Raw genomic sequence first — 11,522 nt, forward strand, 5'->3', positions numbered from 1 at the left:
AGGGCTGGCGCGGCCGGGGCGGCATCGTCGGCCCCGCCGGTGACCGTTGCGCCCTCCCCGGGCCACGGGTTGCCGGGACCGGGGAGCGGGAGCGGGGGGCGCGGGAACGCGGGAGCGCTGGGGCTGGGCAATGGGCGGGTGGGCGGGGCACAATGGCGCGCGATTCGATCACCGTGCCCAGGGGGAGGGGACACGATGTCCGCCGCGCTGCCGCTCGTCAACGATCTCGCGTTCAAGCGCGAGGCCCATGCCCGTTTCGCCGAGCTGCGCGAGCGCGGGCCGGTCCACCACGTCACCCAGCCCAACGGGCTGGACCTCTACCTGGTCGTCGGTTACGACGCCGCCCGCACCGCGCTGGCCCATCCGGACCTCGGCAAGGACCCGGTCATCGCCGCGGCGAAGCTGGAGAGCGCGGGGGTGACGGTCTATCAGGGAGGTGGGCGCGGCCTCGGCGCGAACATGCTGATGGCGGACGGCGCGGACCACACCCGCCTGCGCGGGCCGGTCGCCAAGGCGTTCACCCCGCGCCGGATCGAATCCCTGCGCCCCCGCGTGCAGCAGATCACGGACGCCCTGCTCGACGCCGTCGAGGCGCGGGCCGCCGCCGGGCACGAGGTCGACCTGGTGGCCGAGTTCACCGCCCCGCTGCCGGTCACGGTGATCTGCGAACTGCTGGGCGTCCCGCTCGCCGCGCAGGACGACTTCCGCCGCTGGACCCAGGCCGCGCTCAACGGCGGCTCCGCCGTCCCCGGCGAGGAGGCGCGGGCCGGCGCCGTCGCGCTGAACGGCTACCTCGCCGAGCTGATCGCCGAGAAGCGCAAGCAGCCCGGCGACGACCTGCTCTCCGCGCTCGTCGCGATCAGCGACGCGGACGGCGGCGCCCTCAGTGAGGCGGAACTGCTCGGCACCGCCGTGATCCTCGTCGTCGCGGGGCACGAGACCACCGTCAACCTGCTCGGCAACGCCCTCGCCGCGCTGCTCGACCGCCCGGACCAGGCCCGACTGCTGCGCGAGCGACCGGAGTTGCTGCCGGGCGCGGTGGAGGAGTTCCTGCGCTGGGACGCCCCGGTCGAGCAGTCCACCATGCGCTTCGCGCGCCGGGACGTCGAGTTGGCGGGTGCGGTGGTCCCGGCCGGCTCGGTGGTCGTCGTCGCCCTGGCCGCCGCGGGCCGTGACGAGCGCGCCGCGGCCGACCCGGCAACGCTCGACGTCACCCGCACCGACGGACGGCACCTCTCCTTCGGGCACGGCATCCACTACTGCCTGGGCGCCCCGCTGGCCCGCCTGGAGGGCGAGATCGCGCTCGGCACCGTGCTGCGCCGGCTGCCCGGGCTCCGGCTCCGGTGCGCCTACGGCGAACTGGACTGGACCCCGGCCGGGATCATGCACGGGCCGCTGGCCCTGCCCGCGGTTCTTGCGGAAGTCTGACGTCCCGCGGACCACCCTGGTCACCCGCCTGCGCGGGTGATGGAATCGGTGCATGCGCACGGGAGCGGCGGGCAAGCCGATCGGTCGAAGGGTCCTGCTCGGCGTGCTCGGGCTCGGCGCCGCCGGGGTGGCCTTCGGGGCACGGATCCAGAGCGGGCTCGACGGCGTGCTGGCCCAGGTCAGCGCCAAGGACCCGACCGGGTTCACTGGCCTGCTCCCGGGCGGGGGAGGCTTCCGCTTCTACTCGGTGGCCGACTCGGTCCCGCACCGCTCGGCCCAGGACTACACGTTGACCGTCGGCGGACTGGTGGAGCGGCCGCACACCTACTCCCTCGCCGAACTCCAGGCCCTGCCGCAGACGACGCTGGTCCGCGACGTCCAGTGCGTGACCGGCTGGCGCGTGCCGAAGACGCGGTTCTCCGGAGTCCTGCTGAGCGAACTGCTGCGACGGGCCGGGGTCAGGCCGGAGGGGAAGGCGCTCAGCTTCACCTGCTTCGACGGCGTCTACAGCGAGAGCCTGACCCTGGACGAGGCCATGCGCGACGACGTGCTGGTCGCCCACCGCATGAACGACGCGCCCGTGAGCGACGCGCACGGCGGTCCGGTGCGGCTCTACGTCGCCCCCATGTACTTCTACAAGTCCGCCAAGTGGCTGTCCGGCATCACCGTGACGGACCGGGTGATCCCCGGCTACTGGGAGCACTACGGCTACGACGTCGAGGCCTGGGTCGGCCGTTCGAACGGGCGGAACGATGCCCCCACCTCCTGAGCTGGTCCGGTTCACCACCGCCGAGCGGTGGGTGCACCGGACCACGTCCGCCCTGATGCTCGTCGCGATCCTGACGGCGGCCTTCCTCTACGTCCCGCAGCTGGCCGAACTGGTGGGCCGCCGACGGCTGCTGGTGCTGGTGCACGAATGGAGCGGGGTGCTGCTGCCCGGCCCGCTGCTGGTCGGCCTGGTCTTCCGCTCCGTCCGCGCGGACCTGCGCCGGCTCGACCGCTTCGGGCCGCAGGACAAGGGGTGGACCTGGCGGGCCGTCAGGCACGGTACGCAGCACGCCGGTCCGGCCGACAAGTTCAACGCTGGGCAGAAGCTCTACGCCTCGGTGATCGCGGGCGCGACGCTGGTGATGGTGGGGACCGGCCTGATCCTCTGGTTCCCGCACCTGGCCGGCCTGGACGTGCGCACCGGCGCGACCTTCGTCCACGACTGGCTGGCGCTGGTGATCGGCGTGCTGGTCATCGGTCACATCCGGATGGCGGTCAAGGACCCCACCGCCCGGCGCGGCATGCGCACCGGGCGGGTGCCCCGCGACTGGGCCCGACAGGAGCACGAGCTGTGGGACGAGGCGGTCACCCCGGAGGACGGCGACCGACCGTCAGCAGGTGCCCGCTGACGCCGAGCAGGGCGGGGGAGGACTCGGTCAGCCGCAGCGCCTCCAGCACGGCGGCGCGGCGCTCCGGGTCGTCCAGCCACGCCTCGACGCCGCCCATCAGCCAGGCCGCGCCCTCGAGCCCGTACTGGCCGCAGGGCTCCAGCCCGGCCTCGGCGAACTCGCGTGGGACGTCGGCGGGTTCGTGGAAGTAGGCGGTGGTGAAGTCGCCGTCCTCCCGGGGCCGGTGGCGCCCGTCGGCGGTGCCGGCGGCGATCCGGGGACGCAGGGCCGGGTCGAACCAGACCTCCTTGCGCAGCTGGTCGTGCAGCCCGGCGAAGCGGTTGATGGTCGCCGCGACGACCAGGCCGCCCGGCCGCACCACCCGCCGCGCCTCGGCCAGCGCCCGGATCCGGTCGGCACGTTCGGGCAGGTAGAGCGGGCCGAGGAGCAGGACGACGTCCACGGACGCGTCCGGCCGGGCCAGGGCCCGCGCGTCCCCCTGAAGGACCGTCACGCCCGGTACCGCGGCGGCCTGTTCGACGTGCAGCGGCACCGGGTCGACGAGCGTCACGGCGTGGCCGTCGGCGGCCAGCCACTCGGCGTGGACGCCGCTGCCGCCGCCCACGTCCAGCACGGCGGCGGGGGCCGGGGGCAGCAGGCGGCGCAGCACGTCCTGGGTACGCAGGAACTCCAGACGGTGGCCGCCGGAGCGCAGCCGCGCGTGCTCCTGGCCGCGGGCGTAGAAGGCGAGGATCTCGGGTCTCAGCGAGGGCGTGTCCACGTCGGTCATGGCCCAGGGTCGCGAGCGGGCGGCCGCCGGGGCAATCGGATTTCGCGTCTGCTGCCGTGCGCCCCCCTGCAGGAGGGTTGGCGGCGGCCCAGGTGGGGGACCGGGACAGGGAACGGGTACGGTAGGGCAACCAGGAAGAACACGTAGACAGTTGCACACCGACCTCACGGGGCGGATAGGCTTCGCACCACGGCCCTGGTGCCTTCCAAGGGGTGGGAAATGGAACAGATGCAGCACGCGCTCAGCAGGCCGCGGATCCCCGCGGTCCAGTGCGGCACGGGTGCGGCGAGCCGTCGGCTCGACCGGCACCTCGCCGTGCTCGGCGCGCCCGCGCTCCCGCAGGTCGAGGTGGCCGAAGCCGTGGGCCTGATAAGGGAGCTGACCCCGCGTGGGGTCAACGCCCAGGCGACGGCCGACCGCCCGAACCGGGGCGCGCGCATGGTCCTGCTGGCGCCGCTCAAGCGGCTCACGCGTTCGCTCTTCGGCAGCTTCCGCCGGTAGCGGCGGCGCTCCGCGCGAAGGCCGGTCCGGCTGCTCACCCCGCCGGACCGGCCTTCGTCGTGCCCGGCCGCCGGACAGGCCCGGTCGTGTCACGGCCGACGGGGCGCCCGTCGTGTGCCCGGATCGGAGTAGGCCGCAGCGCGGCGCGGTGATCCGTGTGCCTACGTTCGATCGCAGGATCGACACAGGCACGAGAGGGTGATCCGCTTGCGTACTCCCCGCGGAGTCATGGCCGTGGCCGTCAGCGCCGTCGCAGCGCTGACCATGGCGACGGCGGCATGTTCCAGCAGTTCCGGCAGCAAGACCAGCAACGCCATCAACGGCGCGGCCTCCTCCGCCCGGGCCAGGGTCTCGGCGGCGGCCTCATCGGCGCTGGCCGCGGCCTCGGGCGCGGCGTCCTCCGCGAAGGCGAGGGCCTCCGCGGCCGCCTCGTCGGCGAAGGCGGCCGCGTCCTCCGCCAGGGCGGGCGCGGTCACCCACCAGGCCGTCCTCGGCGCCTACTGCTCGCCGGACGGCGCCTCCGGCGTCACCGCCAAGGGGCTCGCGGTCACCTGCGCCAAGGACAGTGCGGGCAAGGACCGCTGGAAGTCGGCGGTGACCTCGGGCACCGCCAAGGCCGGCCAGTTCTGCGCCACGCAGGGCCAGACGGTCACCGTCAACGGCACGGCGTACGTCTGCAAGGCGGGCTCCGACGGCCGTGACCGCTGGAGCAAGAAGTAGCCTCCGGCTGACGCCCTGTCAGCTGCCGTCAGGGCCACAGCCGTTCACGCCGCCACCGGCCCTGCGGGCCGCCGCGGGCGTAGCGCAGCCGGACGTGCGCGCGGCCGGGGTCGCCCTGCCAGAACTCGACGCTGTCCGGCACGACGGTGACCAGCACGTGCGCGGGGTCCACCAGCTGAGGGTCCGCCTCGGCCCGGGCCAGCGCGGCGGCGAAGGCGGCGTCCAGCTCGGCCGGGTCGGCCAGCGGCTCGCTCTGGCGGCCGACCAGCCCGGCGGCGCGGGAGACCGGCGGTCTGGCGAGGAAGTCCGCAACGGAGCGTTCGGCGTCCGCGTGCCGGGCCACGCCGCGGACGCGGATCTGGCGGCCCTGCTCGCGCCAGTGGAACAGCAGCGCGGCCCGGCCGGGGCGCTGGAGCTGCCGGTGCTTGGGGCTGTGCCGCTGGGCGGCGAAGGTCCACCCGTCCTCGTCCGCGTCGCGCAGCGCCACGACGCGGGCGTCCGGGCCGCCGTCCGGTTCGGCGGTGGCCAGCACCATGGCGTGCGGCTCGCGGACACCGGCCTCGACGGCCGCGGCGAGCCAGTCGAGGAACAGCGGGAAGGGCGCCTTCGGCGCCTGCTCCGGGTCGAACCGGGGCAGCGGCGGGGCCAGCATCGGCAGGCCGACGAGCAGCTGACGGACCGTCCGCTCGCCGCTCACGCCCGCAGCGCCTTCTCGATCGAGTCGGCGAGCCGGGCCAGGTACGCCTTCGAGACCGGGGCCCGGGAGACGAGCAGGTGCCAGTAGAGCGGGCCGGCGATCAGGTCCAGGGCGAAGTCCGGGTCGGTCTCGGCGGGCAGCTCGCCGCGCTCGACGGCCTTGGCGATGATCGCGGCCGTGGTGCTCCGCTGCGCCTCGCGCAGCGCCGCGCCGAAGGTCTCGGCGATCTCCGGATTGCGTGCGGCCTCGGCCAGCAGGTCCGGGATGACCTGGGCGGCGATCGGATGCCGCAGCACCCGGTGGACCACCCCCACGAACACGCGCAGGTCCTCCCTCAGGGAGCCGGTGTCCGGCAGCACCAGCCCGATGGCGGAGGCGAGGTCGGAGACGACGTCGATGACCATGGGCAGCTTGGAGCGCCAGCGCCGGTACACGGCGGTCTTGCCCACGCCGGCCCGGCGGGCCACGGCCTCGATGGAGAGCCTGCCGTAGCCGTTGGCGGCCAGCTCCTCGAAGACCGCGGCCCGGATGGCCTCGGTCACGTCGTCGCGCAGCAGCGCGGCCCCGGCGGGCTGCCTCTTCGGCTCCGCGGTCCCCGCGATGGTGGCGGAGGACTCCGTTCCCATAAGCTCCCCGTTCGACGGCCCGTTTCCGGCCGGGCCTCTGCGCGACGACGAAACGGTTGCGTTCTGTCGTCACCGGCCGCTAACTTTTCCTTCAGGATGAGACGATACCGTTCCGTCCCGTCGTTTCGGGAGCGGAGGCTTGGAGTAGCGTGTTCACGGTGTATGGGGATCAGGCGACCGGGGTCGCCGACCCGGACGCGGGGCTGAGTCCCTCCGAGCTTGCGGCCAAGTACGGGCTCGCCGTCAGCGGCAAACGCCCCTCGCTGGTGGAGTACACCCGGTCCTTGTGGGCGCGGCGCCACTTCATCGGCGCCTACGCCACGGCCAAGCTGACGGTGATGTACTCCGGCTCCAAGCTCGGCAACATCTGGCAGGTCATGACGCCGCTGCTGAACGCGGCCGTGTACTTCCTGGTCTTCGGTCTGCTGCTGGGCACCAGCAAGGGCATTCCGGACTTCGTGCCCTACCTGTGCACGGGCATGTTCGTCTTCCAGTTCACCCAGACCGCGGTGCTCAGCGGCACCCGCTCGATCGCGGACAACCTGGGCCTGATCCGGGCGCTGCACTTCCCGCGCGCCTGCCTGCCGCTCGCGCAGACCATCAACCAGCTGCAGCAGCTGCTGGTCTCGATGGTCGTGCTCTGCGTGATCATCCTCAGCAGCGGCCTACCGGTCACGGCGAACTGGCTGCTGATCATCCCGGCACTGGCGCTGCAGTCCGTGTTCAACGCCGGCCTGGCCATGTTCATGGCCCGGATAGGCGCGAAGACCACCGACATGGCCCAGCTCATGCCGTTCGTCATCCGCACCTGGATGTACACCTCGGGCGTCTTCTGGAGCATCTCCAAGCTGGTCAACAGCGCCCCGCACTGGGTCGCCGTGCTGATCCAGATCAACCCCGCGGCGGTGTACATCTCGCTGATGCGCTTCGCCCTGATGGACTCCGTCCCGGCCAGCAGCCTGCCGCCGCACGTCTGGGCGGTCGCCCTGGGCTGGGCGCTGGTCGCGGGTCTCGGCGGCTATGTCTTCTTCTGGAAGAAGGAGGAGGAGTACGGCCGTGGCTGACACCACCATGGAGCAGAACGTGACGCAGGACGCCGTCCCCGCCGCGAAGCCCGGCGAGCGGATCCCCACGGTGATCGCCGACGACGTCCACATCGTCTACAAGGTCTACGGCGCGGGCGCCGGCAAGGGTTCGGCCACCTCGGCCCTGTCCCGGATCCTGCGCAAGAAGGCCTCGCCGGCGCTGACCGAGGTGCACGCGGTGCGCGGCATCTCCTTCACCGCCTACAAGGGCGAGGCCATCGGCCTGATCGGCTCGAACGGCTCCGGCAAGTCGACCACCCTGGCCGCGGTCGCCGGGCTGCTGCCGACCGCCTCCGGCGCCATCTACACCCAGGGACAGCCCTCGCTGCTGGGCGTCAACGCGGCCCTGATGAACGACCTCTCCGGCGAGCGCAACGTCGTCCTCGGCTGCCTGGCCATGGGCATGAGCTACGCCGAGGTGCAGGAGAAGTACCAGGACATCGTCGACTTCTCCGGCATCAACGAGAAGGGCGACTTCATCTCGCTGCCGATGCGCACCTACTCCTCCGGCATGAGCGCGCGGCTGCGCTTCGCCATCTCCGCGGCCAAGAGCCACGAGGTGCTGCTCATCGACGAGGCGCTGGCCACCGGCGACGCCAAGTTCCGGGTCCGCAGCGAGAAGCGGATCAAGGAGCTGCGCGAGGAGGCCGGTACCGTCTTCCTGGTCTCGCACAGCAACTCCACCATCCGCGAGACCTGCGAGCGGACCATCTGGCTGGAGCACGGCAAGATCCTCGCCGACGGGCCGACGGACGACGTCGTCAAGGAGTACGAGGACTTCACCAAGAAGAAGTGAGGCAGCGTCACGCTCCCCGTGACACCCTGTCAGAACGCCGTCGGCACCCCCGGCGGCGTTCTGTCGTATGAGCGGCATAAGCTAGGCGCAAGATCCCGACAAGGGCAGGCGGGGGAGGCATGCGTCGGGTAGGCGTGTCCGCTGTGGGCAGCCTGTCAAGATCGGTGTAGAACGGGGGAGTGGCGGTCATGACATCAGGTCCCCAGGCCCCGGAACAGCAGTCCGGGGCGGTGCTGGAGAAGGCGACCAGGGAGAACTTCCCGGTCGCCCCCTTCTTCCTGCCGCCGGACATGCGCGCCGGGCTGATGGCCGTCTACGGCTTCGCCCGCCTCGTCGACGACGCCGGCGACGGCGACCTGCCCGACCCCGGCGGCACCGCCCGGCTGCTCGGCGTGGAGCCCGGGCCGGACACGGTCGAGCACCGGCTGGCGCTGCTCGACGCGCTGGAGGCGGAGACCGACCGGGCCTTCGCCACGGCGCTGCGCCGCCCCGGGGCCGAGGCCCCGCGCCATCCGCTGCTGGCCGCCCTGGTCCCGGCGATCGAGCGGCACGGGCTGACCCCGGAGCCGTTCCGCGGCCTGATCGAGGCCAACCGGGTGGACCAGCGGACCGACCGCTACCAGACCTTCGACGACCTGCTCGGCTACTGCGAGCTGTCCGCCAACCCGGTCGGCCGGCTGGTGCTGCAGCTCGCCGGGCTGGCCACCCCCGAGCGGATCGCCTGGTCCGACGCCATCTGCAGCGCGCTGCAGGTCATCGAGCACCTGCAGGACGTCGCCGAGGACCGCGCCCGCGGCCGGATCTACCTGCCGCAGCAGGATCTCAAGCGCTTCGGCGTCGCCGAGTCCGAGCTGGACGAGCCCCGGGCGGGGACGGCCCTGCGCGGGCTGGTGTTCTTCGAGTCGCAGCGGGCGCGGGCGCTGCTGGACCAGGGGGCCCCGCTGCTCTCCTCGGTCCACGGGCGGCTGCGGCTGCTGCTCACGGGCTTCTCCGCGGGCGGCTACGCGCAGCTGGACGCGATCGAGGCGGCCGGGTACGACGTGCTCGCCGCCTCGCCCAAGGCGGGCAAGGGCCTGCTGGCGCGGCAGGCGGCAACGGGCCTGTGGCGGGCCGCGCGCCAACCGAGTCGGTCGAGAGGGAGACGGTGAGTCGGCAGATGGCAGGCAAGGACGGCAGTGACGGTTCCGTGCCGCTGCCGCCCCAGGTGGCGGCGGCGTACCGGTACTGCGAGGCGGTGACGGGCAGTCAGGCCAAGAACTTCGCCTACGGGATCCGGCTGCTCCCGCTCGCCAAGCGCCGTGCCATGTCCGCGATCTACGCGCTCGCCCGCCGTATCGACGACATCGGCGACGGCGAGTGGCCCGACGAGCGCAAGTTCGCCGAACTCTCGCAGACCCGCGCCCTGCTGGACGCGATCCGCGAGGGCTCGGTCGAGCCCGAGGACACCGACCCGGTCAAGGTGGCGCTGGCGCACGCCTGTTCACTCTTCCCGATCCCGCTCGACGCCTTCGACGAGCTGATCGACGGCATGGAGATGGACGTCCGTGGCACCGCCTACGGCACCTTCGAGGAGCTGCGGGTCTACTGCCGCTGCGTCGCCGGCACCGTCGGCCGGCTCTCGCTGGCCGTCTTCGGCTGCGCCGACCCCAAGCGCGGCGCCGAGTTCGCGGACACCCTGGGCCTGGCCCTGCAGCTCACCAACATCCTGCGCGACGTGCGCGAGGACGCGGCCAACGGCCGCACCTACCTTCCGGCGGAGGACCTGGAGCGGTTCGGCTGCGAGTCCGGGTTCGGCACGGCGGTCCCGGCCCCGGGCGCGGACTTCCGCGGCCTGGTGCTGTTCGAGGCCCGGCGCGCCCAGGGTTACTTCGACGAGGGCCTGCAGCTGCTCCCGATGCTGGACCGGCGCAGCCGCGCCTGCGTCGGCGCCATGGCCGGGATCTACCACCGGGTGCTGGAGCGCATCGTCGCCGAGCCCGAGGCCGTGCTGCGCGGCCGGGTCTCCCTCCCCGGGTGGGAGAAGGCCTACGTAGCACTGTCCGGCCTGGTCGGAAGGCGGGCCTCTTGAAGGTCCATCCGAACGAGTCCACTCCGTTTGCCCGTTCCGGGCGCGGGGGAACCACAGGACGCCGGGACGCGTGTCGGCGGGTGCAGGGGGAGGCGGTGGCATGAGCCGGGCAGCGGAGCCGTGGCGCGCGGTGGTCGTCGGCGGCGGTCTCGCCGGGATCACGGCCGCCCTGCGGCTGGCCGACGCCGGGGCCGAGGTCGTCCTCGCCGAGGGCCGCCCCCGGCTCGGCGGGCTGGCCTTCTCCTTCCAGCGCGAGACCGCCGTCGGCCCGCTGTGGGTGGACAACGGGCAGCACGTCTTCCTGCGCTGCTGCACGGCCTACCGCGGGCTGCTGCAGCGGCTCGGCGTCACCGACCAGGTCGAGCTGCAGCCGCGGCTGCGGGTCCCGGTCCGGGACGTGGCGACCGGCAGGGACGGCGTGATCGGGCGGGACCGGCTGCCGGTGCCGCTGCATCTGACGCGCAGTCTGGTCTCATACCCGCACCTGAGCCTGGCCGAGCGGGCCGCCACCGGCCGGGCCGCGCTGGCCCTGCGCGGGCTGCGCCTGGACGACCCGGCGCTGGACGACCGCTCCTTCGCGGACTGGCTGGCCGAGCACGGCCAGTCGCCGCGCGCGGTCGAGGCGCTCTGGGACCTGGTCGGCGTGGCCACCCTGAACGCCACCGCCGAGCAGGCCTCGCTGGCGCTGGCCGCGATGGTCTTCAAGACGGGCCTGCTCTCCGATCCCGGCGCGAGCGACATCGGCTTCGCCAAGGTCCCCCTGGGCCGGCTGCACGACGCCGCCGCCCGGGCCGCCCTGGAGCGGGCCGGCGTGCGGGTGCTGCTGCGCACCAGGGCGACGTCGGTCGTGCCCGAAGCGGGCGGCTACCGCGTCGAGTTGACGGGCGAACGCCTGGACGGCGGGGCCGAGTCGGTCACCGCCGGAGCCGTGGTGCTGGCCGTCCCGCAGGAGGCTGCCGCCGGCCTGCTGCCCGCCGGCGCGCTGGACGAGCCCGAACGGCTCGCCAAGCTGGGCCACGCCCCGATCCTCAACGTCCATGTGGTGTACGACCGCAAGGTGCTCGACGAGCCCTTCCTGGCCGGGCTGGGCACGCCCGTCCAGTGGGTCTTCGACCGCACCGCGCACTCGGGCCTGCGGACCGGCGGGCAGTATCTGGCGCTGTCCCAGTCCGCCGCCCAGGACGAGATCGACCTGCCGGTGGCCGAGCTGAGGCGCCGTTACCTCCCGGAGCTGGAACGGCTGTTGCCCCGGGCCCGCGAGGCCGTGGTGGCGGAGTTCTTCGTGACCCGGGAGCGCACGGCGACGTTCGCCCCCTCCCCGGGCACGGCCGCGCTGCGGCCCGGACCGGAGACGGCGCTGCCCGGCCTGTACCTGGCCGGCGCGTGGACCGCCACCGGGTGGCCCGCGACCATGGAGGGCGCCGTCCGCAGCGGC

At 73.4% G+C, this 11,522-nt stretch carries 13 protein-coding genes; 10 read left to right on the top strand and 3 right to left on the bottom strand.

Annotated features, from left to right (window positions below; all coding sequences use genetic code 11):
• The first annotated feature begins 195 nt into the window (after positions 1-195).
• Genes ACFP3V_RS23705 through ACFP3V_RS23715 form a run of 3 tightly spaced genes read left to right on the top strand, consistent with a single transcriptional unit; the run spans position 196 to position 2,825 of the window.
• Positions 196-1,428, top strand: coding sequence for a cytochrome P450 family protein (locus ACFP3V_RS23705; RefSeq protein WP_380586964.1), 1,233 nt, complete (start codon positions 196-198; stop codon positions 1,426-1,428).
• Positions 1,429-1,480: 52 nt separating this feature from the next.
• Complete coding sequence (locus ACFP3V_RS23710) at positions 1,481-2,197, top strand: molybdopterin-dependent oxidoreductase (RefSeq protein ID WP_380586966.1); 717 nt, start codon at positions 1,481-1,483, stop codon at positions 2,195-2,197.
• Positions 2,181-2,825, top strand: a complete 645-nt coding sequence (locus ACFP3V_RS23715; RefSeq protein ID WP_380586969.1) for a cytochrome b/b6 domain-containing protein — start codon at positions 2,181-2,183, stop codon at positions 2,823-2,825. Before ACFP3V_RS23710 ends, ACFP3V_RS23715 begins: the two co-directional genes overlap by 17 nt.
• Here ACFP3V_RS23715 and ACFP3V_RS23720 read toward each other — a convergent pair.
• Positions 2,782-3,594, bottom strand: coding sequence for a class I SAM-dependent methyltransferase (locus ACFP3V_RS23720; protein ID WP_380586972.1), 813 nt, complete (start codon positions 3,592-3,594; stop codon positions 2,782-2,784). The genes ACFP3V_RS23715 and ACFP3V_RS23720 overlap by 44 nt on opposite strands.
• Positions 3,595-3,813: 219 nt before the next feature.
• Here ACFP3V_RS23720 and ACFP3V_RS23725 point away from each other — a divergent pair, with 219 nt between their 5' ends.
• Together ACFP3V_RS23725 and ACFP3V_RS23730 are read left to right on the top strand one after the other, a co-directional pair.
• Positions 3,814-4,095, top strand: coding sequence for a hypothetical protein (locus tag ACFP3V_RS23725; RefSeq protein ID WP_380586975.1), 282 nt, complete (start codon positions 3,814-3,816; stop codon positions 4,093-4,095).
• 207 nt (positions 4,096-4,302) lie between these two features.
• Positions 4,303-4,815 carry a hypothetical protein gene (locus ACFP3V_RS23730; RefSeq protein ID WP_380586978.1) on the top strand — a complete coding sequence of 171 codons (513 nt, stop codon included), beginning with the start codon at positions 4,303-4,305 and terminating at the stop codon, positions 4,813-4,815.
• 28 nt (positions 4,816-4,843) lie between these two features.
• Here ACFP3V_RS23730 and ACFP3V_RS23735 read toward each other — a convergent pair whose 3' ends face one another.
• Positions 4,844-5,512, bottom strand: coding sequence for a pyridoxine/pyridoxamine 5'-phosphate oxidase (locus ACFP3V_RS23735; protein ID WP_380586981.1), 669 nt, complete (start codon positions 5,510-5,512; stop codon positions 4,844-4,846).
• Positions 5,509-6,138 (bottom strand): TetR/AcrR family transcriptional regulator, encoded by a 630-nt coding sequence (locus ACFP3V_RS23740; protein ID WP_380586984.1) that lies wholly within the window; start codon positions 6,136-6,138, stop codon positions 5,509-5,511. The genes ACFP3V_RS23735 and ACFP3V_RS23740 overlap by 4 nt, the downstream gene beginning before the upstream one ends.
• A 158-nt stretch (positions 6,139-6,296) precedes the next feature.
• Between ACFP3V_RS23740 and ACFP3V_RS23745 the strand changes: the two genes are divergently transcribed.
• The 5 genes from ACFP3V_RS23745 to hpnE form a co-directional block, all read left to right on the top strand.
• Positions 6,297-7,202 carry an ABC transporter permease gene (locus tag ACFP3V_RS23745; RefSeq protein WP_380586987.1) on the top strand — a complete coding sequence of 302 codons (906 nt, stop codon included), beginning with the start codon at positions 6,297-6,299 and terminating at the stop codon, positions 7,200-7,202.
• Positions 7,203-7,209: 7 nt separating this feature from the next.
• Positions 7,210-8,019 (top strand): ABC transporter ATP-binding protein, encoded by an 810-nt coding sequence (locus ACFP3V_RS23750; RefSeq protein ID WP_380587008.1) that lies wholly within the window; start codon positions 7,210-7,212, stop codon positions 8,017-8,019.
• Positions 8,020-8,207: 188 nt separating this feature from the next.
• Positions 8,208-9,167 carry a squalene synthase HpnC gene (gene hpnC / locus ACFP3V_RS23755; RefSeq protein ID WP_380586990.1) on the top strand — a complete coding sequence of 320 codons (960 nt, stop codon included), beginning with the start codon at positions 8,208-8,210 and terminating at the stop codon, positions 9,165-9,167.
• Between the two features lie 8 nt (positions 9,168-9,175).
• Positions 9,176-10,087 carry a presqualene diphosphate synthase HpnD gene (hpnD, locus tag ACFP3V_RS23760; protein WP_380586993.1) on the top strand — a complete coding sequence of 304 codons (912 nt, stop codon included), beginning with the start codon at positions 9,176-9,178 and terminating at the stop codon, positions 10,085-10,087.
• Positions 10,088-10,187: 100 nt separating this feature from the next.
• Positions 10,188-11,522: hydroxysqualene dehydroxylase HpnE (gene hpnE, locus ACFP3V_RS23765; RefSeq protein WP_380586996.1), on the top strand; the 1,335-nt coding region annotated here is incomplete at its 3' end.

It is taken from the genome of Streptacidiphilus monticola, assembly GCF_042658505.1.
GTDB classification, from domain to species: Bacteria; Actinomycetota; Actinomycetes; order Streptomycetales; family Streptomycetaceae; genus Streptacidiphilus; species Streptacidiphilus monticola.

What these genes read in the sequence shown, in the direction of transcription:
- ACFP3V_RS23720 (WP_380586972.1), bottom strand. Translation starts at nt 3,594, where the DNA reads ATGACCGACGTGGACACGCCCTCGCTGAGACCCGAGATCCTCGCCTTC.
- hpnC (WP_380586990.1), top strand. Translation starts at nt 8,208, where the DNA reads ATGACATCAGGTCCCCAGGCCCCGGAACAGCAGTCCGGGGCGGTGCTG.
- ACFP3V_RS23715 (WP_380586969.1), top strand. Translation starts at nt 2,181, where the DNA reads ATGCCCCCACCTCCTGAGCTGGTCCGGTTCACCACCGCCGAGCGGTGG.
- ACFP3V_RS23725 (WP_380586975.1), top strand. Translation starts at nt 3,814, where the DNA reads ATGGAACAGATGCAGCACGCGCTCAGCAGGCCGCGGATCCCCGCGGTC.
- ACFP3V_RS23750 (WP_380587008.1), top strand. Translation starts at nt 7,210, where the DNA reads ATGGAGCAGAACGTGACGCAGGACGCCGTCCCCGCCGCGAAGCCCGGC.
- ACFP3V_RS23740 (WP_380586984.1), bottom strand. Translation starts at nt 6,138, where the DNA reads ATGGGAACGGAGTCCTCCGCCACCATCGCGGGGACCGCGGAGCCGAAG.
- hpnD (WP_380586993.1), top strand. Translation starts at nt 9,176, where the DNA reads ATGGCAGGCAAGGACGGCAGTGACGGTTCCGTGCCGCTGCCGCCCCAG.
- ACFP3V_RS23705 (WP_380586964.1), top strand. Translation starts at nt 196, where the DNA reads ATGTCCGCCGCGCTGCCGCTCGTCAACGATCTCGCGTTCAAGCGCGAG.
- ACFP3V_RS23710 (WP_380586966.1), top strand. Translation starts at nt 1,481, where the DNA reads ATGCGCACGGGAGCGGCGGGCAAGCCGATCGGTCGAAGGGTCCTGCTC.